We start from the raw sequence: 23,462 nt of genomic DNA on the forward strand, positions 1-23,462 counted from the left end.
CCTAAGATTATTTTCGTTCTGAACTAATCTTAGGTTGTTTTAATTTTAAATATCATTGTATTGAATAATCCGTTGATGAATTAAGACGATTCCAATTCCCGTGACAATTAGTTCAGTTAACGGAACTGCTGCCCAAACGCCCTTAAGGCCAAAGAAAAACGGCAGAATAAATATTAATGGTAGGAGAACCAGGTAACCGCGGAGCAGCGATAGAGCAAACGAAGCACGAGCTGAATTAGTCGCTGTTAAGAACAAAATAAAGAGGTAATTTAAGGCACTGAAGAAGGCGCTCGTGAAGTAAATTGGTAGTCCTACAGCGGCATAATGAACGAGCTGAAGTGAATTTTGAGTATTAAAAAGACCGATGATTGGGTACTTAAATGTAGTTAAGATGATAAATTCAGTAAGTGCTAACGCAAGTGTAATGATGATCCCAACCCTTAATGCGTGCGATACGTTGCTGAAATGGTGTTCACCGTATTCGCGACTAGCAACTGGTTGAACTCCGAGGGCAACCCCGTTAGCAATTGCTAGAACCACGATTGCAATGTTTGAAATAACATCATAAGCCGCAACGGCATAGTTGTTTGCTAGCATTAAAAGAACATGGTTAAAGAAGAAGACGCTAACACCGGTGCTTAATTCATTTAGTGCTGCCGCAGAACCTAGTCGTGCTGATTCAATGAGTGGCTTAAAGGAAGGACGAACAAAGTGAAAGTGAAGTCGACGATTTTTAAATTTCCGGTGAAATGATAAAACTACTAGACTAATTGCGGGTGAAAAGATTACTGCTAAAGCGGCTCCCTCCATTTTTAAACCGAGGCCAAAGATGAAGAACCAGTCAATGATAATTACTGATGATGTTTCGATAACAGTCGCCAACATGGTTAAGGTTGGGTTGCCATCATTACGAATAAAGTTGATACTAACATAGTTGCACATTACAAATGGGCCACACCATGCCACTATTCGTACATAGGTAATAGCGAGTTCTCTTGTAGCATTATTGGCACCGAGAAAGTCAACAATTCCGACTGAAAAAATGTCAATTAGAATTGCAAGTGCTATTCCCAGAATTGCCGCGGAGATCATTAGTGAGCTGTATAATGATTCAATCCGCTTAGGGTGGAGAATTTTATTTAGCGAAAAAATTGTTGCACCACCAACACCGAGTAATAAACCAAGGGCGTTAAAGAGATTAAAGATGGGCAGAGCAAGGTTAAGCGCAGTTAATCCTAATGCGCCCGCAGCAATTGAAATAAAAAGGGTGTCAATCAAAACATAAATTGATGTTCCAAGCATGGCAATAATGTTTCGACTAACATAATGAAAAACTTCTTTAGTGATTGGCAAAATAAAAACCTCCAGATTAGCTTCCCATCCTCCAGAAATTTGGACGCCTGTTTGGAAAGTAAAATAATTTATAAACAAAACCCGGCGATTTTGTGGCTCTTATTTCATTAACTTTATCTTAGCAAATCGAGTGTAGCGGTAAAAGAGGTGGACCTTAGATTAGGATCCCATTAAGGTGATCAATCTCGTGTTGGACGATCTCTGCAGCTATATCTGAGAGCTGTAAGGTTTGTAAACGCCAAGCTTGATCACGGAAGGTAACCTTAATTTGACGATAACGCGTAACAGCTCTTTTCCCGGGAAGTGAAAGGCAGCCTTCAGTTGCCTGATATGGCTCTTGTTTTTGAGTTATCTGTGGATTGTACATTACCATGTTAATTGGACCAAGGCGTGCAATGATAATTGCCTTATTGATGCCAATCATATTTGCCGCCATCCCAATGCATTCTGCTTGGTGTGCATTTAAAGTATCTTTGAGATCGATACCAACATTGAGATCTTGCTTTGTTGCGGGGATAGCACGTTGTTGTAAAAGTATTTGATCGTGGTTAATTGGTTTAATCATTATCTTGTCTCCTAAAATAAAAGGGCTATAGTAATTGCCATAGTCCTTAGTTTTTTAATTATTGTTTTTATGATGGTGTTGCTTACCAGCATTTCGTTGACGATTGCTTGGCTTTGGTGTGGCTGAAGAAGCCGGTGCAGCAGATTTCTTTAATTGATCAATCGTTGCAGAAACGTTATCAGTTGCGTTCGCTGCTGAATCATTTGTTGTTAGAGCATCAGGAACCTTAATTGGGTTGTTCTTATTTTCTTCTGCAATTTGTTTGCGAATTCGTGGGCGATATGCGTTGATCATTAAGGTTTGAAGAATTGCAAATAACCCACCAATAAAGAAGTAAAGGCCTAATCCAGCCGATGAAGTTAACGAGATGAAGAAGGTCATGAATGGACTCATCCAGATTGCCATCTTCATTTGCTTCTTTTGCTCTTCAGGAACGCCAACTAATCCAAGGTAGCTTTGTGCTGCGTATGCGATGAAGGAAAGGATTGCAAAAAGAATGCTTGGCTTCCCGAGGGCGATTCCCATAAAGGTTGCATGATAAAGGTCAGGGGAATAGCGGATTGCAGCATAGAGGGCAGCAAAGACTGGAAACTGGATTAGAAGTGGTAAACAGCCAATTCCCCCAGTTAAACTGACATTGTTTTCCCGGTAAACAGCCATCATTTGTGCACCAACAGCAGCTTGTTCTTCTGGGGTTTTAGCTTCCCGTTGCTTCTTTTGGAGCTCTTTAAGTAGTGGCTGGATCTTGGCCATTTTTTCTTGCATGATGGTTGATTTTTTCATCTGTGAGAACATCACTGGTAGCAGGATTGTCCGAACAACAACAACAATCACAATAATTGCCCAACCATAATTATTACCTAAGTGACTAGCAAGCCATTCCATTAAGTGTTGCATTGGCTTTGCAAGATACGTATACGTCAGTCCATATGGCTTTCCTGACTTTGTTGTTCGCACACAGCCAGTCAGAAATAGTAGGGTAACGGTTAATAGTCCCGCAACTGAAAGTCGTTTTCGTTTCATTAATATTCTCCCTTAGTGTATTTAAGTATAGTGTTAAATAGTATAAAACAGTACATATATTAACATTAATTCTATTAGCAATTCTACTGATTTAACGCTATTTAATCATAAAAAGCTGATAATGCTGGGGTGGTAGTTCCTCAATCTGCAAGTTGGTAACGTGGGCAAATGGGGTTGGTCCAGCTTTAATTAGGTGAATAAATTCTTTCAAGTTTGGGTGGTTACCTTCAGCAATGATTCTGACAGTTCCGTCTGATAAGTTCTGGACGGTTCCCGTAATGGCGAGGCGGTTAGCAATTTGTAATGTTCCGTAGCGAAAACCAACCCCTTGAACCTGACCATGGGCAATTATTTTTAAACAGTGAAGTTCCATTTAGACTCCTCCTCCCCCTTAATAAAATCATAGAAATTATTAACATCATTGTACGCTATAACCATGGTATAATTAATCAAAAGAGGAGTCGATAATTAAATGGAAAAACTTACGTCGATTCATAATCAACACGTAAAAAATTGGAAAAAGCTTCAAACAAAGAAATACCGTCGGCAAACGGGGACATACTTGCTTGACGGATGGCATTTGGTAAGTGAGGCGGTTCAATCTGGCACTCAAGTCTTACAGTTAATTGGAACAAGTGAACAGCTTGCTGCTCATCCTGACTTAACTTCACTTACTGATGAAGTATATGAAGTTACTGAAGAGGTAATGCAGCATATTACTGACACGGTTACCCCGCAAGGAATTGCTGCAGTGGTTCCGTTACCAGATGCACACAAGATTCCAGACATGGAAAATCTTCATGGTGGCTGGCTATTTCTTGATCGTGTTCAGGATCCAGGTAACGTTGGTACAATGGTACGAACCGCTGATGCTGCTGGATTTACGGGTGTAGTGGTCAGTCATCGTTCGGCAGATATTTTTAGCCCGAAAGTGATTCGTTCGATGCAAGGATCTCAATTTCATTTGAATTTATATGAAGGGGATCTAGCAAAGTGGGTTGAAGATTTTAAGACGCTTAATGCACCAGTTTACGGGACTCAGCTTAACCCGCAAGCAAAAAGTTTTCGTGATGTTGAACCTGGTAAGACCTTTGCTTTAATTATGGGAAATGAGGGGCAAGGGATGAGCGAACAGCTTCTTAGTCAAACGACGACTAACCTTTACATTCCAATGCAAGGACAGGCAGAGTCACTAAATGTTGCTGTTTCTGCTGGCATTCTTATGTTTCAGTTAAATAAAAATTTATAATGCTTAATGATTTATTTGTTAAGATAGATCTTGTAAAATATCTTTAAGAATTGAAAAGGGGGATTATATGAAGTCAATTAATGAATGGCGAACCGATTCGGAGTATGTTTCTATTGTTAGTGATTTATTAGCTCAGCCAGCTGTTCAGAAGTTAGCTCAGTATACACAGCATCATCACTCAAACCGTCTCCAACATTCGATTGCGGTCTCATTCGATAGTTACAGGATTGCTAAACGAATGCATCTTGATTATCGGAGTGTTGCTCGCGCTGGCTTACTACACGATCTCTTTTATTATGACTGGCGAACTACTAAATTTGACTTGGGGACACATGCGTTTATTCATCCGCGAGTAGCTTTGCGAAATGCTGAAAAATTAACAAAATTAAATGCTAAGGAGAAAGATATTATCCTTAAGCACATGTTTGGTGCAACATTAGCGTTGCCAAAGTATCGTGAGAGCTGGATTGTTTCCCTTGTGGATGACTTTGAAGCTGAGCATGAATTCTTTAGTCCGCTTCGGGCTAAGTTGGCACGGAAGATCCGTAAGCGTCGCATGAAGTCTGTATGGTAGTTTGTGGAAGGGAGTTGTTACTATGCAACAATTAGCTGAGAAGTCGGCTAATGCTGGTGGTTGTAAACTTTGTCCGAAATTCACCCATACCTTTTCGATCCTTGGCAAGAAATGGAATGGCTTAATCATTGAAGCCCTTTTGGTTAAGGATCCAATGCGTTTTAAGGATCTTTCAGCAAGTATTAATGGTTGTAGTGATCGGGTTTTATGTGAACGTCTTAAAGAACTGGAAGATGAACACATTGTTGTCCGGAACACTTATAAGGGGGAAAATCGGATTGATTACTCATTAACAGAACGGGGGCAAGAACTTCGCGAAGTGATGAGCACCGTCCACCGGTGGAGTGATAAGTGGAATTAATTTTTCCTTGACCTGCTAAGGGTGCTTAGCTACAATAGTCTGTGATATTAAAAGTGTCGATGGAAACTAGTACCTGGATTATTATTGTCAGAGAGCTGTTATAATTCTGTAATTAACGGTCAGTAATATCAAGGGAATTTCATTTCCGGAGCCGATATTTAATGATATTCCGGTTGATCACCGTTATCGATTTTGAGTGTGCATTTTTTTTTTGCAAACTAGGGTGGTACCGCGAAGCCTCGTCCCTAATCGGACGGGGCTTTTTTTGTTTATTAAAAGGAGTGAAATTATGGGATTAAAAGAACGACTTGCTGAACTTCGTGAAGAAGGTTTGCAAGAAATCAGGGAATCTGAAGACCTGAAAAAAATTAATCAAGTTCGGGTAAAAATGCTCGGAAAGAAGGGGCCAATTACTAACGTCCTTCGTGGGATGCGTGACTTAAGTGCTGAAGAACGGCCAAAGGTTGGTCAATTTGCAAACAAGTTTCGTGATGAGCTTACTGTTGCAATTGAAAGTAAAAAGGCAGAACTAGAGCAAGCTGCGATGAATGCAGAATTAGAGGCAGAAACCGTTGATGTTACTTTACCCGGAACACCAGTGGCTCAGGGAGAACCACACGTTATCCAACAAATTATTGACCAAGTGGTTGACCTATTTGTTTCAATGGGATATGAGGTTGCTGTTGGTGACGAAGTAGAACAAGAAGTTTATAACTTTGAAAAATTAAACTTGCCAAAGGATCACCCAGCACGAGATATGCAAGATACTTTCTATGTTACTCCGTCTGTCTTAATGCGGACCCAAACTTCCCCGATGCAGGCACGGATGTTGGAGAAACATGACTTTAGCCAGGGACCATTAAAAATGATTTCACCGGGAAAAGTTTATCGGCGTGACACGGATGACGCTACCCATAGTCATCAATTTAACCAAATTGAAGGGATGGTTGTTGGTGAACATATCACAATGGCTGATTTAAAAGGAACTTTGAAGGTTGTTGCTCAATCGCTTTTTGGTGATAAGCTAGATGTTCGTTTGCGGCCAAGTTACTTCCCATTTACTGAACCATCAGTAGAAGCTGATATTACATGCTTTAATTGTATGGGGAAAGGATGCTCCATTTGTAAGCATACCGGCTGGATTGAAGTCCTTGGTGCCGGAATGGTTCATCCAAATGTTTTACGGATGTCCGGTGTTGATCCAGAGAAGTTTGGTGGCTTTGCATTTGGATTAGGACCCGACCGATTTGCAATGTTGAAGTACGGGGTTACCGACATTCGGAACTTCTACCAAAATGATGTTCGTTTCTTAACTCAATTTGATCGGAAAGGATAACGGCAATGAAAGTTTCATACGATTGGTTAAATGAATATTTGGACCTTGACGTTAAACCACGCGATCTTGCCGAAAAGATTGCGCGGACGTCTGTTGATATTAATGATGTTTATTCATTAAGTGATGGCTTGAAAAAGTTAGTGGTGGGGAAAGTCGAGACTTGTGAACCTCATCCCGATTCGGATCATTTACATGTGTGTTCCGTAAATGTTGGTGAAGAGGAACCGCTTCAAATTGTTTGTGGAGCACCTAATGTTGCGGCCGGACAAAAAGTAATTGTTGCCTTAAACGGTGCCCGCATTGCGAATAACCAAAAAATAAAGCGTGGTAAAATCCGCGGAATTGAATCAAACGGGATGCTTTGCGCCTTACAAGAGATTGGCTTTAGTGACCGCATTGCTCCCAAAGCTTATGAAGCCGGAATTTACATTTTGCCTGATGATGCTAAACCAGGAGAATCAGTATTCAGTTACCTGGGGATGGATGATACGATAATTGATACCGATGTTACTCCTAACCGTGGTGATATGTTGAGCATCTATGGTAATGTTAATGATATTGCTGCATTTTATAATTTAAAGCCGCACTTTAAGGAAGTTGCAGTTGAAGAAAATGATGACCAGGCAACTGCTGACCTCATTAATGCTGAAATTAGTGATAACAAGATTGCACCAACATATAAGTTACGGGTAATTAAGGGCGTTCAGATTCAGGATAGTCCATTATGGCTGCAAATTCGCCTATGGAATTCTGGCATTCGGCCAATTAATAATGTTGTGGACGTTACTAACTATGTTCTGCTTAAGTATGGTCAACCACTACACAGTTATGATTATGATAAGTTGCCAAATCATGATATTAGTGTCCGTCACGCTCAAGCAGGCGAAAAGTTCGTTACTCTTGATGATGAGGAACAAACATTAAACGAAAATGATATTGTTGTCGTCAGTGGTGATCAACCAGTTGCACTTGCCGGAACAATGGGTGGTCAAGCAACTGCTGTGTCAGGAGATACTACAACTGTGGCACTTGAAGCAGCGATCTTTGATTCGGTAATGGTACGGAAACAAGCTCGTCGTCTTGATCTTCACAGTGAATCCTCAATGCGCTTTGAGCGGGGAATTAATCCAGCAACCGTTGAAACTGCTCTTAATGAAGCTGCCCAACTGATTGCTCAATTAGCTGGCGGAACTGTTACTAAGGGAATTGTTACCGGTAGTGAAAAGCCAGCTGAGGATAAGAACATTGAGTTGTCATTAGCAAAGATCAACCATGTTTTGGGAACTGACCTAAAGATGGAGGATGTTACCAGCGTTTTTGATCGGTTAGCCTTTCCTAATAAGTTAACTAGTAATGATACGGTTCTAGTTACAGTTCCTGCTCGCCGTTGGGATATTAGTTTGCCAGCCGACCTTTATGAGGAAGTTGCCCGGATCTATGGCTATGATAATTTACCCGAAAGTTTACCGGTAATGACCCGTAATCATGGCGGATTATCTCCTCGGCAACGGTTTATTCGCGCTACCCGTCATGATTTTGAAGGAATGGGGTTAAACCAAGCCATCAGTTATTCATTGACCACTATTGACAAGGCCAAGCAATTCCAAATTGATCCGGTAGCTGAACCAATGAAACTTGACTTCCCAATGAGTTCTGATCACGTTGCAACCCGGATGAGCATTATTAGTGGTTTATTAATTGATATTGCTTATAATGTTGCTCGTAACGTTAACAATGTCGCCCTTTATGAAGAAGGTCGAGTATTTATTCCGCGTGGTGGAGAACGGCCAGAAGAACAAGAACATGTTGCAGGAGCGATTACTGGTCAACTATTGAATAATAGCTGGCATGTTGCTGATCAGCCGGTTGATTTCTTCCAAGTAAAGGGAATGTTGGAACGTTACCTTCACAACATGGGAATCGCAGGAAAGGTTGAGTACGTTGCCGATCGCTCTCGTGAAGAAATGCACCCTGGACGGACAGCTAATATCTTAATTGATGGGGAACTAGTTGGTTTTGTTGGCCAGGTTCATCCACAAACAGCAAAAGAATATAAGGTTCCCGAAACCTACGTTTTTGAATTAAATCTTGAACAGTTAATGAAATCCAAGAAGATTGAAAATGAATATACGCCAATTAGCAAGTTCCCAACAATCACGCGTGATATTGCTTTATTAGTTGATACCAACGTTACCAATGAAGAGATTGTTGATTTAATTAAGCAATACGGTGGTGCCTTCTTGAAAGATGTTCACTTGTTTGATGTTTATAGTGGAGCCCACCTTTCTTCTGGAAAGAAGTCATTGGCATACACATTAACTTACCAGGATACCAATGCAACCTTGACGGAGGACCAGGTTAACCAGGCATTTGCCAAGGTAACAAACCGCCTTCAAGAACAATTAAATGCTGAGATTCGTTAATAATGACTAACGAGAAATTACATCGCCAAAATCGGGTTGTCCTGATTATTCTCATTCTTTTAATTTGTTGTGGCTTAGGGATTCATCAATATTTTAACTATGCTTTAAGACCAGTCGATCCTTCAGCAAATCAGATGCTGAGTGTTAAAATCCCCCAGGGTGCGACTGATCATCAGGTAGGCGTGATTTTAAAAAAGAAACGATTAGTGCGGAGTAGTTTTGTCTGTGATTACTATTTGCAAACTCATAAGGAATCAGGAGTAAAAGCTGGAACATTTAAGTTGAAGGCTTCGTACTCGACACCGCAGATTGTTAGCCTTTTGCAGGAATCCCGTGAAAGTCATTAAAAATATTTTTAGGATAATTATTTACATTTATCTAAACAAATGGTAATTTACCAATGGATATAAGATAGGAGTGTGTAATTAAATGGCTGAAGAAAAAACTTTTCCAATGACGCTGGAAGGAAAACAAAAACTCGAAGAAGAACTTGAAGATCTTAAAATGAAGCGGCGCCCAGAAGTTATCAAGCGAATTAAAATTGCGCGAAGCTATGGTGACCTTTCTGAAAATTCTGAATATGAATCTGCAAAGGATGAACAAGCCTTTGTTGAAGGACGAATTTCACAGATTGAAAATATGCTTCAGTATGCTGAAATCATTGATAATGAAGATGTCGACAAGGATGAAGTATCAATGGGACGGAAAGTAACAATCAAGGAACTTCCCGACGAAGAACCAGAAAGTTACCAAATTGTTGGGGAATCAGAATCTGACCCATTTAACGGTAAGATTTCTAATGAGTCACCAATGGCTAAGGGACTTCTTGGCCATAAAGTTGGTGAAGAAGTCGAAATTGAAATTCCTAATGGCACGATGAAGGTTAAAATTTTGAGTGTAGAATAATCAAATTAGCCTTAATATATTAAAGGTCCAAATTCCGCAAGGGGAGTTTGGACCTTTTATGATCAGTTGTCTAACCTATTAAGTTTTAACTTTATTAACCGAAAATGATATCTTTCTTCCTAATGAAAGTGCTATCATAAGGTATGGTAATCGAAGGGATGTGAAGTTAATGAAAATGATTATAACCGATGCTGCAGATAATTGGTTTAGAACTAACTTAAGCTTGGAAAATGGTGGTGGGGTAAAGTTCTACGGGAAAACTTATGGTTCAACTGAAGTCCACCACGGCTTTTCACAGGGCTTTACACGTGAAGATGTTCCTGTTTCACCAATTCTGGAAGTAAAGAAGGGCAACGTTAATTATCATATTGATAACCTTGATGAGTGGTTTTTCAAGGGATTAATAATGACGGTTGATTATGATGAAAAATCTGATGGTCCAATTTTCCATTTTAAGCATGAAGATGGTGATTCGACACCTGATGTTGCTGGATTAGATAAAGACTCTGATGATCATGCAGATAGTAAGGCCGATGCTTCGACCGGTGCTTCTGCACAATGGAAATAAATAATTTAAGGCGAAGAAAAAGCAGAAACGAATGCAGAAGTTAATTTAGCCTCTGCTTTACGTCTCCGCTTTTTTCTTTTATTGATGGCGAACATTAAGTTTAATCAAGAAGGACGCTGCCAATAAGCTCAGCACGCTAATAATCATTCCAGTAATTAAGAATGGTGGTCGGTAATGAAGAGTTACTTGATGGGTTCCTGGTTTAATCTTCAGTGCTAAGAATGTATTAATAACCTTTTGACATTTTACCGGATGACCATCAATTTTAGCATGCCAGCCACGATCGTAAGGGATCGTTGTCATCAGTATTCCCTGATCCTTTTTTATATTTACTTTTCCTTTAAGGGTTGTGGCACTAGCATGGCTGAGCTTTAATGGCGATCGTTGCAACACCTTGAGGTTGTGATTAAATGCTTGCTGGTTAAGCCGGTACAAGCTCACGTTTTGCATCCATAATTCCGCGTGCTTCAGATGAAAGGTAATTACGATCTTCTGTCCTTTTTGATGATGGGCAACATTCATAACGATTGTATCCCGGTAAGTTTGATACTGGCTAAAATGCTGATTATTAACCGTGATTGATGCATCATCCTTAACATTCGGTCCAACCGTTAAATAGTATGAATCATTACTATTAGGAATGAATTCTAATTTGACGGTTGCACCGGCAGATTTTTGTTCTTTTTGAAAAACGGTTCCGGTAATTTGGGTTGCACTTTGAACATTTTGAAAATCGACCTGATTAAAGTTTTGTACTTCAAAGAGTGGTTGTGGAGAGTTAGCTAAGTCTTGATAGATTTCAGACTGGTAAGCTACGGGATCATAAGTATCATGGCTTAAGTTGAGAATTCGTGAATTAGCACCAAACGCAATCGGTAATGCAGCCTTGTTTTTTCTTATTCCAATATTATTAGTTACTGCTACAGGTTCCTGAGTATTCCAATCAGGACGATAACCTGATAAGGGAAGAAATGGTGTTGAACGATTTGGATCAATAACTGCCATTGTATAGCGGAAACCTAATAACGAATCTGTTACTTGAGTACCATTATCATATGACACGAAACCATCGCCAGCCGGTTGTCCAATTGCTCCCATGAATGTGGGGAGACTAGGAACAATCGTTGAGCCAAAGTGATCACCACCGTTAAAGCCGCTTTGCATAGGATCGTCTTTAGTTCGCATAAATGTTTTAGCAACCCGGTAGAATCCATGTTCACTATTCTTAATTTTTGTAGTGGCGTTATTGAGTGCCGTGGTATACTCACCAAACTCGGATTGACTAACGTATGAGATTTGGTTGAGGGCAGTGTAGGCGCTGGTTGAAACATCACAAATTGTGATCAGTACTAGTAAAAGATTGTTTAAGCTTGGGGAAGCTGCGTGAGGGATCGCTAAAAAGATAATACTGATAATTGCGATTCCTAGTCCGATTAATTTCTGACTGTTGTTAATGTAAGAAACGGTTAGGGTTTCAACATATGCAAAGATTGCTAAGGTAGCTATCAGTAAGGCTGCGAGTTGCCATCTTTCAGGTTGAAAATCTTTTTGCAGACAGGTAGCAGCAAGAAGAATTGTCCAAAAACAGAAGATAAATGAAAACCGTGAAGGGTACCATACCGGAAATTGACCAATATGCCAAAAAAGGTCAAGAGGTTCATAACAGAACGAAAGAATGAAAAAGATCGTAATGAGGAGAGCGAGAATTCGCTGACGAAGGTTGATATTACGGTTTAAAAAGTATAATCCAAAGCTAAATATCATTAGCATTCCCACATAAATATTTGCCTGACCGCTAGGCATTTGGTTAAAATTAAACGATCCAGGAACAAGCTTAGCAAATAGTTTTAGCGGATTATATTCGAAGCGACTTCGAATATGGTTATTAGTATAAGTTCCCTTACTTTGAAGAAGGGTATAAATAGTTGGCAATAAGACGATACAGCTGATACCTGCAGCAATTAATGAAGAAATTACATAGCGACTAAATGCTCGCAAGCGATCTTGCCAATTACTAATTAATGGAAGCTGCCAGATGAAGAAGAGAATTGTAAATATGCAGATCATCCATGCCATGTAGTAGTTATCGATCATCATTACGGTGAGCCAGCAAAGATAGCAGGTAAATTTACGAGCAAAAATAACCTGATGAAGACCCCAGACAACTAGCGGCAAAATGATCATCGCATCAAGCCAGAGTAAGTTTAGCTGGTTAGCAACGATCCAACCATTAAGAGCATAAGCAGTACTGAATGCAAGAATACGAATACCGGTTTGTAGCTTAGTTTTTGTTAGTAACCAGGCGAATGAAAGACCAGAAAGACCGTATTTTAATAGAGTTAATACCAAAACACCACTGGAAAGATGGGCAGCAGGGAAGAAGATAAGAATTAGATTTAACGGGCTCCAAAGGTAATAAGCGTTTGTTCCCCACATCTCTCCACCAAGCCCCTTGCTGAATGAGTAGATAAATTCACTCGGATGATGCAGCAGGGTTCGCCGGAAGTAAGAGAAGAAATCAATGTATTGCTGCCCAAGGTCAACGGTTAGCAAACTGTTTTGCCCAAATGGCGCCATTGAGCGATAGGCGAAATAGCCCCCCATTATAATCACGGGAAGGAGAAAACTGATTAATAAAATATGTTGTTTTTTAAGTTGAGAACGAAATTGCACAAAATGTCCTCCTAAATAAAATATCCTTGTCATTATATACCGAATTAATCCCCAATGAATATGAAGGTTCTGTTAAGTTTCCTTGATTTACCGATTTACGTATTCATTTTTACAACAATAAAGTGTATGATTTCATTTTGGTAAGTCAGCTTTAACTGTCAAATGAAGTAAAATTTGCTACAATAGAATTCATCACGGTAAAAGGAGAAGTTTAATACTGTGAAGTTTTTTGATCGAATTACGAACTATTTTAGTTCAAATAAAGGTAAACATAAAAACGCTCAATCCATAATTCCATCACGGTTGAACTTATTGCTTTGGATTGTTGGAATCTTGCTACTAATGCTTGCTGGTCGTTTATTTTACTTGCAAGTCCTTAACGGATCATCCTATAAGGCGGAGGTTAAACGATCGGATACTACGATTCAAACAAATAATGTTCAGCGGGGGATGATTTACGATAGTCGCGGTAAGGTAATCGTTGGTAACCAGACTCACCAAGCAATTACTTATACTAAGAGTTCTGACGTAACCACTGATCAGCTATATAAGATTGCTAATCGCTTAGGAAAATACATTACTGTAAGTAATAGCGATACACGGTTAACGGACCGGAATGAAGAGGATTATTACTTAGCAAATAAAGATAATCTTAAACGAATTACTAAAAAGCTGAACCTCTCTAAAGATGCTAGTGATGATGATCAATATAATGCTGCATTAAAGTATTTAAAGAATCATCCGAATGAATGGCGATTATCAAATCATGAGAAGAGCAATGCCCGGATATATGCCGCGATGACTGGAGCATATTCGTTATCAACAACTTACATCAAAAAGTCTGGAGTTACTAGTAAAGAGCTTGCAGAAGTTGGTGAGCACTTAAACCAAATGCCTGGTGTAAAAATCGGAACGGCTTGGACAAGGAACTATCCACAAGGAAAGGATTTTCAATCACTAACCGGGACTGTTTCGACAACCGGACTACCGAGTGACCAAGTTAATAGTCTGCTTTCACAAGGTTATTCCAGAAGTGATAGTGTGGGTCAAAGTTACTTGGAAAAGATGTTTCAGGGAACTCTGGCTGGCTCAAAATCACAGACACAGGTGACTACTAGTGGAAATAAGGTAACTGATGAAGTGGTTAAGTACCCTGGTAAGAAGGGGGATAACCTTGTCTTAACGATTAATTCTAAGTTCCAAAAACGTGTTCAAGAAATTTTAAAGCAAAATTACTCTTCGGCAGGAATTCAATACTCATCAGGAGTTTATGCAGTAGTAATGAATCCACATACTGGTGCAATTTATGCTATGGCTGGAATTGACCGGGATATTAAGACTGGCAAGCAAACTGTTGATGAGATTGGAGCAATTAATCACCCAATTACAATGGGATCTGTTGTTAAGGGTGCTACTATTATGGGTGGTTTAATGAGTGGTGTTATTACGCCAACCAATAACACCTTAACTGATCAACCAATTAAGGTTGCGGGGACCTCAACGAAGAGTTCGTGGTTCAATAAAACCGGTTCTGCTAACATGGCTTTAAGTGCTCCAATGGCACTAGAAGTTTCATCAAACTCCTACATGATGCAATTAATCATGAAGGAGGGCGGAATGAATTATAAACCAGGTGCCCAGTTAACATTGAAACCAAGTATTTTTGCTAAGGAACGCCAATACTTTAACATGTTTGGCTTGGGGCAAAAGACAGGAATTGATCTGCCAGGAGAAACAGCTGGCTATAATGGACCGTTGACTCAGGCACATATTGGTTCAGCACTTGACTTATCATACGGGAACTATGATGGTTATACTGTTATTCAGCTGGCTCAATATATGTCAACGATCGCTAATGGTGGGAACCGGATGCGGCCGTATGTGGTTAAGGAAATTCGTGGTAGTAAGTCTAATGGTAAGCTGGGAAGAGTTGAATCCACAACCCAACCACAGGTTCAATTTACAATTCCTGCTTCAAAGGAAGACTTTGATCTAGTACGTCAGGGACTGTATCAGGTTACTCACGGGACGAGTTCTTACGTAACTGCTAAGTCTTTGGGAAGTGCTAAACCATCTATTTCAGGGAAGACGGGAACTGCTGAAACTGTCACTAATGGTCATCAGACTTCAACGATTAGTTTTGCTGGTTACTCGCCATCAAAGAACCCTCAAGTTGTTGTTGCCCTTGCAATTCCGGGGGTAACTAATGAAAATGGTGGTGCTAACTTGAACATGGCTAAGCAAATATTTAGTGCTTACTGGAAGATGGTTCAGGATTCTAAGAGTACCAGCAATGATTAGTCGTTAGATTGTCTGTCAAGTAATTTTCCTTAACAATTATCACAAAAGACTGGTCAAACTAGTTAATTAATGATATAGTTGTACGAGTTAGGGTTAATAACCACGTTAAATAATAAAAAAATAGGAGGTCATGACAATGCGTGTCAACATTATCCTTGAATGCACATCATGCCACGAACGGACTTACTTAACTAGTAAGAACCGTCGTCACAATCCCGACCGTCTTGAATTAAACAAGTACTGCCCTCGGGAACGTAAGGTTACTTTACACCGTGAAACTAAGTAATAAAAAAGCACCTTTTTAGGTGCCTTTTTTATTACTTAGTGAAAAAACGCTTGCATAAATAGTCATGAGCTGTGATAATTATAGATTGAAAACGTTTAAAAGGAGAGATTGTAGGATAATGACGTATTCAAAGAAGGAGTTGCGTCAGGCGTATATCGCACGACTGCAACAACTTGATCTTAATACGCGTTTACATGAAGAAAAAAGATTAACTTCAATGCTATTTGACCAACCCGAGTGGATGAATGCTAAGGTTATCGCAACAACGTTAAGTCAGTCCTTAGAATTGGATACTTCTCCAATTATACTTCATGCTCGTCATGAGAACCGTCAAATTGTTGTCCCACGAACCTTGCCAGATCGTCAAATGGAGTTTGTGGCGTTGAATGAAGATACCGAATTTGTGGAAACAACTTTTGGTATTTTAGAACCAAAAAATGGTCGAGTGTACCAACCCGATGAGATTGATTTGATGATTGTTCCAGGGGTTGCATTTACTCTGTCTGGTCGTCGGATTGGTTTTGGCGGGGGATACTATGATCGTTACTTAGATAAATATGATGGTGATACGGTCTCATTATCTTTTACTACCCAATTGGCAAACGAAAACGAGTGGCAAAGTGACCAATACGACCGACATGTCAATAAAGTGCTTTCTTTACCGGAGACTGATTAATGAGGGATCAAATATGGCGAAGAGCACCAGTAACCGTTGTCCTCTTGATTATTCAGATAGTTGCATTTATTATAATGACACTATTAGGCGGTTCAACGAATTCCAGTGTTCTAATAGAGTGTGGTGCGCGGGTTACGTCCTTGATCCATGAAGGTCAATGGTGGCGGTTAATAACACCGGTATTTCTCCATATCGGCATTGCCCACCTCATTATTAATAGTATTACCCTTTATTTCTTGGGAATGTATATTGAGGAATTATTTAGTCATTGGCGAATGCTGGTGATTTATTTGGTGAGTGCTTTTACTGGTAACTTGGCAAGTGCTTATTTCTTGCCTAATACAATTTCAGCTGGTGCGAGTACGGCACTTTTCGGTTTGTTTGGAGCATTCTTAATGTTAGGAGAATCTTTTCATGATAACGAATTAATTCAGGACTTAAGCCGACAATTCTTGGTTTTAGTCGGAATTAACATCGTGATGGATTTCTTCCTTCCTGGAGTGGATCTTGCCGGACATATTGGTGGCCTTCTTGGTGGATTTTTAATATCATATGTTGTTGGTGCACCATTTGTCGGGCACGTTCGTCTTTATAAACGAATGATTGGCAGTGTTGTATTGTTCTTTGGCATTATTACTATGATAATTGCAATTGGCAGGTGATTAAAGGTGACACGACCGCGAGAATATCGAACTCTATATGATGTTCAACAGTTGCTAAAAGAATTTAATGTTTATGTCTATGTTGGTAAACGGTTATATGATATTGAGTTAATTGCGATCGAGCTGGATCACTTATATCAAGCTGGGGTTGTCGATAACGCGACTTACATGAAAGCAAAAATTGTTCTTCGAAAGGAACATCGTGAAGAAGAACTGCGTGAAAAAAACGGAACAGCGATTTAAGTTGTTAATTAAGAAAGGAAATGAAAAAATGGCTAAAAAATTAATTGGTGTTGATCTTGGTGGAACTACTATTAAGTTTGCGATCTTAACTGAAAATGGTGAAATTCAACAAAAGTGGTCTTTACGGACTAATATTTTAGATGAAGGTTCACATATTGTTCCTGATATTATTGATTCAATCAACCACCACCTTGACTTATACAAGATGGATCGTGATCAATTTGTTGGTATTGGAATGGGAACTCCAGGTACAATTGACCGTGATAAGGGAACTGTTGTTGGTGCTTATAATCTTAACTGGAAGACTACACAAAAAGTTAAGGAACAAATTGAAGAAGGAACCGGCATGAAGTTCTCTCTTGACAATGATGCTAACGTGGCTGCCCTTGGTGAACGCTGGAAAGGTGCTGGTAATGAAGGTGATGACGTTGCCTTCATGACACTTGGTACTGGTGTTGGGGGTGGATTAATCTCCAACGGCAAGTTAGTTCATGGTATGGTTGGTGCCGGTGGTGAAGTTGGTCATATGATCGTAAAGCCTAATGGTTATCTTTGTACTTGTGGTAACCGTGGCTGTCTTGAACAATATGCTTCCGCTACTGGGATTGTTCACATTGCTCAAGACAAGGCTGAAGAATACGAAGGCGACAGCCGCCTAAAGGCAATGATTGATAATGGTGACGAAATTACTGCTAAGATTGTCTTTGATTTAGCTAAGCAAAACGACTACCTAGCAAACACCGTTGTTGATGAAGTTGCGTTTTACCTAGGATTAGCTGCTGCTAACTTAAGTAATGCGCTTAACCCTGAATACCTTGTTATTGGTGGTGGTGTTTCAGCTGCTGGTGACTTCCTTTTGAAGCGGGTTGACGAAAACTTCAAGAAGTTTGCTTTCCCAACTGTCCGGACATCAACTCAATTGAAGTTAGCTGAACTTGGTAATGATGCTGGGGTTATCGGGGCTGCTTCTTTGGCTCGGCAATTCATGTAAAAAGTGAGGAGCGTTAACGTGGTTCTTGGAGTTAGTAATGGTTTATTAACCTTTAATATTGTTATTATCGTCCTTTTGCTTGCTTGGGGACTTACTTGGCTTTTCCAATACTACCGTCGGAAGAAGTATGCAACGGTCCTGGATCAAGATGCTTTTCATCAGGGAATGCGTAAAGCGCAAGTGATCGATCTTCGGCAACCCAATGACTTTAAGAAGGGTCATATCTTAGGGGCACGGAATTTGCCATACATTTACCTAAAACAACAATATGGTGAGTTGCGTCCTGATCTTCCTGTATATATGTATGATCAAGGAATTGCAATCAGCACTCAAGCTGCTGCCTTTCTTGCTAAACATGGTTATCACCAACTGTACATCCTTAAAGGTGGCTATAATGGTTGGAAAGGAAAGACTAAGAAGTCTAAGTATTAAAAAGAAAATGGCAATTAATGTCTTCGAAGTTAGGCTTGCTAAGTTCGGAAACTATTAGTTACAGAGAAAGGCCGGAAAAAACATTTCGTTTTTTCCGGCCTCTTTTTTATAATAGAATTGATTAAGCTTGGTGAGCTGAACGACTCTTTCGAGTGGCAGCTTTCCGGTTCTCATCAAATTTTTCTTCTTGATCTTCAATTGGTTTAACAACTGTCTTGTGGAAGGTGAATGCTCCGCTAGCAATTGCTGCGAGAGTACCGAAAGTTCCAATTAAGACACCCTTAGCAAAGTTTTTCATAATATAGCCTCCTCTTGTTACTATGTTACTTCTATTATGCAAGACTTAATGCCTTTTTACCAGTCAGAAGGATCAAAATTTATATTAAGGAGATAAAAAATGTCTAAAGTTGTGGCAATTGTTGGCCCTACAGCGGTAGGTAAAACTGCTTTATCAATCGAAATCGCAACCGCCTTTAATGGTGAAGTAATATCTGGTGACTCAATGCAAGTATATAGACACCTGGATATTGGAACAGCTAAGGTAACAGCTGAAGAAATGGCAGGAATTCCTCATCACTTAATTGATATTTGTGACGTTGATCAACAATATTCAGTTGCTAAATTTAAACGGGAAGCTAATTCTTGGATTGAAAAGATCAGTAACGTTAAACGGTTACCGTTAATCGTTGGTGGAACAGGATTTTATTTACAGTCATTAACAAATAACCTTTCGTTAGGTGGCCATCAAGATAATGCTCGTTCGGTAAAGATTCGCCAACATTGGCAAGAAATTTTAGAAGCGAATGGTGCTCATTACCTCTGGCAACAACTGCAAAGGAGGGATCACCAGGCAGCGATGGCAATTCCTGAGAATAATTCACGGAGGGTAATTCGCGCACTAGAAGTAATTGAAACTAGTGGTCAGCTATTCTCTCAACAACATCAGGCACAATCAATGGATGATTTTCTATTGATTGGACTTACCACAGCTCGGCCAGTACTATATGACCGCATTAATCATCGAGTTGATTTGATGATAAAAGCTGGATTAATTGATGAGGCTAAATGGTTATATGATCAGGGCGGAATTGAATTACCAGCCGGAAAGGGAATTGGTTATCATGAGTTATTTCCCTATTTTGCTGGTAAATGTTCTCTTGATGATGCTGTAAATAAAATTAAACAAGATTCACGTCATTATGCTAAACGGCAGTTAACTTGGTTTAGAAATAAGATGGATGTTCACTGGTTTGATCTAGTAAGTGGTCAAAATAATACTAACGAAATTAAACAATTTATTTCTTCGTGGTTAAAAAATTAAAGTTTTTGTGCTGATTTAGTTATAATCGGGTTAAAACGTTTTCAGTAAATTGACTTAATGATTTTCAATTGGTATCCTTAAGCAGTACTAAAGAAACAGGGTTGCCTAATGAAAATAAGTTATTTAGTTTAGATTGGTCTAGTCTAAGTTTTAAATTGACACTAGCCAGTAAACTTTTTATTTACTTTCTTTTATTAAGTAACTTGATTAAGGTGTCTTCAAGAAAGGGAATGAATTTATGGCTAGACATTTATATACCAAAGATGAAGTACGTCAAATGGTTAAAGATGAGGATATTCGCTTTTTGCGGGTAATGTTCACCGATTTGTTAGGAACAATTAAGAGTGTTGACTTACCAGTTAGCCAACTTGATAAGTTAATGGATAATAAGATCATGTTTGATGGTTCTTCAATCGATGGTTTCGTGCGGATTGAGGAAAGTGACATGTACCTTTACCCTGATATGTCGACTTGGTTAGTCTTCCCTTGGGGAGCTGATCATGGAAAGGTTGCTCGGGTGATTTGCAGTGTTCACATGACAGATGGCACTCCATTTTCAGGTGACCCACGGAACAATCTCAAACGAGTTATAAAAGAAATGCAAAAGATGGGCTTTAATTCATTCAATATTGGCCCTGAACCAGAATTCTTCCTTTTTAAGACGGATGATAACGGTAATCCAACCACTAAGGTTAATGATTCCGAAAATTACTTTGATATGGAACCAGCTGATATTGGTGAAGATTGTCGGCGCGATATTGTCCTTGCATTAGAAAAGATGGGCTTTGATGTTGAAGCAGCTCACCATGAAGTTGCTCCTGGTCAGCATGAAGTTGATTTTAAGTACTCTAATGCACTTGAAGCGGCAGATAATATTCAAACATTTAAGCTGGTTGTTAAGACAATCGCCAAGAAGTACGGATTACACGCAACATTTATGCCAAAGCCATTGTCTGGAATTAATGGTTCAGGGATGCACCTTAATATGTCACTCTTTACTCAAGATGGCAAAAATGCTTTCTATGATGAAAATGATAAGAACCAATTATCAGAAACTGCTTACCATTTCTTAGGTGGTTTGATGAAGCACGCACGGAGTTATACCGCGATTGTTAACCCAATTGTTAACTCTTATAAGCGGTTAGTTCCAGGTTATGAAGCACCGGTTTATGTTGCTTGGTCAACCTCTAATCGTTCACCGCTAGTTCGGATTCCAAACGATCGGGGAATGGGAACTCGTCTTGAATTGCGGTCAGCTGATCCTGCAGCCAACCCATACTTAGCAATTGCTGCGGTTCTTGAAGCGGGACTTGATGGTCTACGGAACAACTTGCCACCAGTTCACAACGTTGATGAAAACATCTATGATATGACTGTTAAGGAACGGAAGAACAAGGGGATTGTTAACTTACCTGATACTTTACACAGTGCATTAAAGGACTTAGCTGATGATGAAGTGATTAAGAGTTCAATGGGTGAACACTTATACCAAAGCTTTGAAGAGGCAAAGACCCGTGAATATGATGCTTACCGTGCTCATGTTTCTGACTGGGAACGGCAACGGTACATGGAACAATATTAATAATTTTACCGTCATAATAAAATAGCAATAATGAGGGACTGAGTACTAGTACTTGCGGTCCCTCATTATCTGTGCTTGAATGAAATTGACAAATAGCAACATTCCGATACAATTAAACATGTTGCAGTCACGAATTTGTTCGTGAAACAGATATAAAGGAGAATCGCAAACATGGATGACAAGAAGGTCAGAGTTCGCTACGCACCTAGTCCAACAGGTTTCTTACACATTGGTAATGCGCAGTCAGCCCTTTTTAATTATTTATTTGCCCGTCACTTTAATGGAACAATGGTATTACGGATTGAAGATACTGATACCAAGCGAAATGTTAAGGACGGAGAAGAAAGTCAACGGGAGAACTTGCATTGGTTAGGAATTGATTGGGATGAAGGTCCTAACAAACCTAATCCGAAGTATGCTCCGTACCGTCAAAGTGAACGGAACAAGCAAGGAATTTACCACAAGTATATTCAAGAATTGCTTGATAAGGGGTTAGCCTACAAGGATTACTCAACGGAAGAAGAACTAGCGGAAATGCGGGAACGGCAACGGGCTAATAACGAAGCACCGCATTATGATGGTCGCTGGTATGGTAAGAGCGAAGAAGAGCAAAAGGCTGCCGAAGCTAAGGGCTTAAAGCCAACTATTCGTTTCCACTTCCCAAAGAACCATGACTATGAATGGGATGATATTGCTCGGGGGCATGTTTCCTTTAACTCTGATAATCTTGGTGGTGACTTCATCATTGAAAAGAGTGATGGGATGCCTACTTACAACTTTGCGGTTGTTGTTGATGACCACACGATGGACATTACTCACGTATTACGTGGTGCTGATCATATTTCAAATACACCAAAGCAAATTGCAATTTACGAAGCATTAGGCTGGGAGCACCCCACTTTCTGCCACATTCCATTGATCTTTAATCCAAAGACCCGGAAGAAGTTAAGTAAGCGTGATAAGGATACCTTGCAATTCATTAGTGAATACAAAAAGCACGGGTACCTTCACGAAGCAATCTTTAACTTCATTGCTTTCTTAGGCTGGTCACCAGTTGGCGAACGGGAAATTTATTCTAAGGATGAATTAATTAAGGTTTACGATCCAAACCGGATGTCAAAGGCCCCGGCTTACTTCGACCAAAAGAAGCTTGATTGGATGAATGCTCAATATATTAAGAGCATGTCCGTTGATGAATTGACCGATCGGACCATGGAATTGGTAAAAGAAGGCGAAACTGAAGAAGCTAAGCGTTTGCAATCAATTCCGGAAGATCAGTTGAAGGACTTGATTATGAAGACAATCCATGTTCATCAACGTGATGTTAATAAGTTACTTGAAGTGATTGAATATGTTTGGTCCTATTACAACGTTCTTGATGAAAACTTCAATTACGATCTAATTAAGGACAATGAAGACTTCGCTAATGCTGATGTTTTAGCTGTCTTAACCGGATTAAAAGAAAAACTTGAAAACGGTGCGGATGACTACAGTCAAGCAATCAAGGAAGTTGGTAAAGCTACTGGCATTAAGGGACGTGGCTTGTACTTCCCACTTAACCTAGCATTTACTGGGTCAACTTCTGCTCCACAAATTTATGAGATTATGGACATCTATTCTCGTGATACAGATATTGAATTGCTTGACCGGATGATCAAGGCGCTTCAAGATTAATTTTAAGATATAAATTATAGAGGAAGTTATGATTATGCCTAAGATAGGTTTGACCAGAGCTTCTTCTATTTTATTTTTAAAATTTAACGAAGAAGCTTGACCATTACTGAACAAAAGACGTAATCTAGTAATTAATGATAAAGGCAGATTGTAAAATTTAAGTTGAACATTTAAGTAGACAGAAAAACCCATCAAGGTCTTTAATGGTGTTACCACAACATTCCATTAGAAAGAAGGACCTTAATGGGCACCACTATTTTATC

At 39.6% G+C, this 23,462-nt stretch carries 24 protein-coding genes and 1 other annotated feature; of the genes, 18 read left to right on the plus strand and 6 right to left on the minus strand.

Annotated elements, in window-relative coordinates:
- Positions 1-45 precede the first annotated feature (45 nt).
- From HUK49_RS05365 to HUK49_RS05380, 4 genes are all read right to left on the minus strand, one after another.
- Positions 46-1,368: an MATE family efflux transporter gene (locus HUK49_RS05365; protein ID WP_413230866.1), complete on the minus strand. Its 1,323-nt coding sequence runs from the start codon at positions 1,366-1,368 to the stop codon at positions 46-48.
- Between the two features lie 139 nt (positions 1,369-1,507).
- The gene (locus tag HUK49_RS05370; RefSeq protein WP_191912962.1) at positions 1,508-1,918 is read right to left on the minus strand and encodes a peptide deformylase; all 411 of its coding nucleotides are present in this window, start codon (positions 1,916-1,918) and stop codon (positions 1,508-1,510) included.
- Positions 1,919-1,972: 54 nt separating this feature from the next.
- Positions 1,973-2,941: a membrane protein insertase YidC gene (gene yidC / locus HUK49_RS05375; RefSeq protein ID WP_191912963.1), complete on the minus strand. Its 969-nt coding sequence runs from the start codon at positions 2,939-2,941 to the stop codon at positions 1,973-1,975.
- A 97-nt stretch (positions 2,942-3,038) separates the two neighbouring features.
- The gene (locus HUK49_RS05380) at positions 3,039-3,314 is read right to left on the minus strand and encodes an acylphosphatase (protein ID WP_191912964.1); all 276 of its coding nucleotides are present in this window, start codon (positions 3,312-3,314) and stop codon (positions 3,039-3,041) included.
- A gap of 99 nt (positions 3,315-3,413) precedes the next feature.
- Between HUK49_RS05380 and HUK49_RS05385 the strand changes: the two genes are divergently transcribed.
- The 8 genes from HUK49_RS05385 (at position 3,414) to HUK49_RS05420 (ending at position 10,358) form a co-directional block, all read left to right on the plus strand.
- A complete protein-coding gene (locus HUK49_RS05385; protein WP_191912965.1) occupies positions 3,414-4,190 on the plus strand; it encodes a TrmH family RNA methyltransferase in 777 nt (258 codons plus the stop codon).
- 67 nt (positions 4,191-4,257) lie between these two features.
- A complete protein-coding gene (locus HUK49_RS05390) occupies positions 4,258-4,764 on the plus strand; it encodes an HD domain-containing protein (RefSeq protein ID WP_102169460.1) in 507 nt (168 codons plus the stop codon).
- A gap of 22 nt (positions 4,765-4,786) precedes the next feature.
- Positions 4,787-5,125 (plus strand): winged helix-turn-helix transcriptional regulator, encoded by a 339-nt coding sequence (locus HUK49_RS05395; protein WP_191912966.1) that lies wholly within the window; start codon positions 4,787-4,789, stop codon positions 5,123-5,125.
- A 47-nt stretch (positions 5,126-5,172) separates the two neighbouring features.
- Positions 5,173-5,375: a binding site (T-box leader), on the plus strand.
- A gap of 39 nt (positions 5,376-5,414) precedes the next feature.
- Positions 5,415-6,461, plus strand: coding sequence for a phenylalanine--tRNA ligase subunit alpha (locus tag HUK49_RS05400; protein WP_191912967.1), 1,047 nt, complete (start codon positions 5,415-5,417; stop codon positions 6,459-6,461).
- A gap of 5 nt (positions 6,462-6,466) precedes the next feature.
- Complete coding sequence (pheT, locus tag HUK49_RS05405) at positions 6,467-8,884, plus strand: phenylalanine--tRNA ligase subunit beta (RefSeq protein WP_191912968.1); 2,418 nt, start codon at positions 6,467-6,469, stop codon at positions 8,882-8,884.
- Between the two features lie 2 nt (positions 8,885-8,886).
- Positions 8,887-9,231 carry an endolytic transglycosylase MltG gene (locus HUK49_RS05410; RefSeq protein ID WP_191912969.1) on the plus strand — a complete coding sequence of 115 codons (345 nt, stop codon included), beginning with the start codon at positions 8,887-8,889 and terminating at the stop codon, positions 9,229-9,231.
- A gap of 82 nt (positions 9,232-9,313) precedes the next feature.
- Entirely contained in the window at positions 9,314-9,790 is a 477-nt protein-coding gene (greA, locus tag HUK49_RS05415; protein ID WP_102169465.1) for a transcription elongation factor GreA, read from the plus strand.
- Positions 9,791-9,959: 169 nt separating this feature from the next.
- Positions 9,960-10,358, plus strand: a complete 399-nt coding sequence (locus HUK49_RS05420) for a HesB/YadR/YfhF family protein (RefSeq protein WP_102169466.1) — start codon at positions 9,960-9,962, stop codon at positions 10,356-10,358.
- Between the two features lie 78 nt (positions 10,359-10,436).
- Here the strand turns inward: HUK49_RS05420 and HUK49_RS05425 are convergent, their stop codons facing one another.
- Positions 10,437-13,064, minus strand: a complete 2,628-nt coding sequence (locus tag HUK49_RS05425; protein ID WP_191912970.1) for a YfhO family protein — start codon at positions 13,062-13,064, stop codon at positions 10,437-10,439.
- A 186-nt stretch (positions 13,065-13,250) separates the two neighbouring features.
- On the opposite strand from HUK49_RS05425, the gene HUK49_RS05430 reads away from it, so the two are divergent.
- The 7 genes from HUK49_RS05430 (at position 13,251) to HUK49_RS05460 (ending at position 18,622) form a co-directional block, all read left to right on the plus strand.
- Complete coding sequence (locus HUK49_RS05430; protein WP_191912971.1) at positions 13,251-15,332, plus strand: peptidoglycan D,D-transpeptidase FtsI family protein; 2,082 nt, start codon at positions 13,251-13,253, stop codon at positions 15,330-15,332.
- 136 nt (positions 15,333-15,468) lie between these two features.
- A complete protein-coding gene (gene rpmG / locus HUK49_RS05435; protein WP_003717302.1) occupies positions 15,469-15,618 on the plus strand; it encodes a 50S ribosomal protein L33 in 150 nt (49 codons plus the stop codon).
- A 118-nt stretch (positions 15,619-15,736) separates the two neighbouring features.
- Complete coding sequence (locus tag HUK49_RS05440; protein WP_102169469.1) at positions 15,737-16,294, plus strand: 5-formyltetrahydrofolate cyclo-ligase; 558 nt, start codon at positions 15,737-15,739, stop codon at positions 16,292-16,294.
- Positions 16,294-16,956: a rhomboid family intramembrane serine protease gene (locus HUK49_RS05445; RefSeq protein ID WP_102169470.1), complete on the plus strand. Its 663-nt coding sequence runs from the start codon at positions 16,294-16,296 to the stop codon at positions 16,954-16,956. The genes HUK49_RS05440 and HUK49_RS05445 overlap by 1 nt, the downstream gene beginning before the upstream one ends.
- 6 nt (positions 16,957-16,962) lie before the next feature.
- Positions 16,963-17,199 (plus strand): YqgQ family protein, encoded by a 237-nt coding sequence (locus HUK49_RS05450; protein ID WP_003717305.1) that lies wholly within the window; start codon positions 16,963-16,965, stop codon positions 17,197-17,199.
- 28 nt (positions 17,200-17,227) lie between these two features.
- The gene (locus HUK49_RS05455) at positions 17,228-18,190 is read left to right on the plus strand and encodes an ROK family glucokinase (protein ID WP_191912972.1); all 963 of its coding nucleotides are present in this window, start codon (positions 17,228-17,230) and stop codon (positions 18,188-18,190) included.
- A gap of 18 nt (positions 18,191-18,208) precedes the next feature.
- Positions 18,209-18,622: a rhodanese-like domain-containing protein gene (locus HUK49_RS05460; protein WP_102169471.1), complete on the plus strand. Its 414-nt coding sequence runs from the start codon at positions 18,209-18,211 to the stop codon at positions 18,620-18,622.
- A 121-nt stretch (positions 18,623-18,743) separates the two neighbouring features.
- Here HUK49_RS05460 and HUK49_RS05465 read toward each other — a convergent pair whose 3' ends face one another.
- Positions 18,744-18,920: a DUF3042 family protein gene (locus tag HUK49_RS05465; RefSeq protein ID WP_102169472.1), complete on the minus strand. Its 177-nt coding sequence runs from the start codon at positions 18,918-18,920 to the stop codon at positions 18,744-18,746.
- A 99-nt stretch (positions 18,921-19,019) separates the two neighbouring features.
- Here HUK49_RS05465 and miaA point away from each other — a divergent pair, with 99 nt between their 5' ends.
- From miaA to gltX, 3 genes are all read left to right on the plus strand, one after another.
- Positions 19,020-19,943 carry a tRNA (adenosine(37)-N6)-dimethylallyltransferase MiaA gene (gene miaA / locus HUK49_RS05470; protein ID WP_191912973.1) on the plus strand — a complete coding sequence of 308 codons (924 nt, stop codon included), beginning with the start codon at positions 19,020-19,022 and terminating at the stop codon, positions 19,941-19,943.
- Positions 19,944-20,181: 238 nt separating this feature from the next.
- Positions 20,182-21,525 carry a type I glutamate--ammonia ligase gene (gene glnA / locus HUK49_RS05475; RefSeq protein ID WP_102169474.1) on the plus strand — a complete coding sequence of 448 codons (1,344 nt, stop codon included), beginning with the start codon at positions 20,182-20,184 and terminating at the stop codon, positions 21,523-21,525.
- A gap of 171 nt (positions 21,526-21,696) precedes the next feature.
- Complete coding sequence (gene gltX / locus HUK49_RS05480; RefSeq protein ID WP_102168972.1) at positions 21,697-23,199, plus strand: glutamate--tRNA ligase; 1,503 nt, start codon at positions 21,697-21,699, stop codon at positions 23,197-23,199.
- Positions 23,200-23,462 lie beyond the last annotated feature (263 nt).

Origin of the sequence: Limosilactobacillus portuensis (genome assembly GCF_014838735.1) — a bacterium.
Classification (GTDB): Bacteria; Bacillota; Bacilli; order Lactobacillales; family Lactobacillaceae; genus Limosilactobacillus; species Limosilactobacillus portuensis.

Bases quoted from the DNA above. Each gene is read 5' to 3' on its own strand.
- HUK49_RS05420 (WP_102169466.1), top strand. From the start codon at position 9,960: ATGAAAATGATTATAACCGATGCTGCAGATAATTGGTTTAGAACTAAC.
- HUK49_RS05390 (WP_102169460.1), top strand. From the start codon at position 4,258: ATGAAGTCAATTAATGAATGGCGAACCGATTCGGAGTATGTTTCTATT.
- HUK49_RS05440 (WP_102169469.1), top strand. From the start codon at position 15,737: ATGACGTATTCAAAGAAGGAGTTGCGTCAGGCGTATATCGCACGACTG.
- HUK49_RS05425 (WP_191912970.1), bottom strand. From the start codon at position 13,064: ATGACAAGGATATTTTATTTAGGAGGACATTTTGTGCAATTTCGTTCT.
- gltX (WP_102168972.1), top strand. From the start codon at position 21,697: ATGGATGACAAGAAGGTCAGAGTTCGCTACGCACCTAGTCCAACAGGT.
- HUK49_RS05370 (WP_191912962.1), bottom strand. From the start codon at position 1,918: ATGATTAAACCAATTAACCACGATCAAATACTTTTACAACAACGTGCT.
- greA (WP_102169465.1), top strand. From the start codon at position 9,314: ATGGCTGAAGAAAAAACTTTTCCAATGACGCTGGAAGGAAAACAAAAA.
- miaA (WP_191912973.1), top strand. From the start codon at position 19,020: ATGTCTAAAGTTGTGGCAATTGTTGGCCCTACAGCGGTAGGTAAAACT.
- rpmG (WP_003717302.1), top strand. From the start codon at position 15,469: ATGCGTGTCAACATTATCCTTGAATGCACATCATGCCACGAACGGACT.
- yidC (WP_191912963.1), bottom strand. From the start codon at position 2,941: ATGAAACGAAAACGACTTTCAGTTGCGGGACTATTAACCGTTACCCTA.
- HUK49_RS05395 (WP_191912966.1), top strand. From the start codon at position 4,787: ATGCAACAATTAGCTGAGAAGTCGGCTAATGCTGGTGGTTGTAAACTT.
- HUK49_RS05465 (WP_102169472.1), bottom strand. From the start codon at position 18,920: ATGAAAAACTTTGCTAAGGGTGTCTTAATTGGAACTTTCGGTACTCTC.
- HUK49_RS05380 (WP_191912964.1), bottom strand. From the start codon at position 3,314: ATGGAACTTCACTGTTTAAAAATAATTGCCCATGGTCAGGTTCAAGGG.
- HUK49_RS05410 (WP_191912969.1), top strand. From the start codon at position 8,887: ATGACTAACGAGAAATTACATCGCCAAAATCGGGTTGTCCTGATTATT.
- HUK49_RS05455 (WP_191912972.1), top strand. From the start codon at position 17,228: ATGGCTAAAAAATTAATTGGTGTTGATCTTGGTGGAACTACTATTAAG.
- HUK49_RS05400 (WP_191912967.1), top strand. From the start codon at position 5,415: ATGGGATTAAAAGAACGACTTGCTGAACTTCGTGAAGAAGGTTTGCAA.
- pheT (WP_191912968.1), top strand. From the start codon at position 6,467: ATGAAAGTTTCATACGATTGGTTAAATGAATATTTGGACCTTGACGTT.
- glnA (WP_102169474.1), top strand. From the start codon at position 20,182: ATGGCTAGACATTTATATACCAAAGATGAAGTACGTCAAATGGTTAAA.
- HUK49_RS05445 (WP_102169470.1), top strand. From the start codon at position 16,294: ATGAGGGATCAAATATGGCGAAGAGCACCAGTAACCGTTGTCCTCTTG.
- HUK49_RS05385 (WP_191912965.1), top strand. From the start codon at position 3,414: ATGGAAAAACTTACGTCGATTCATAATCAACACGTAAAAAATTGGAAA.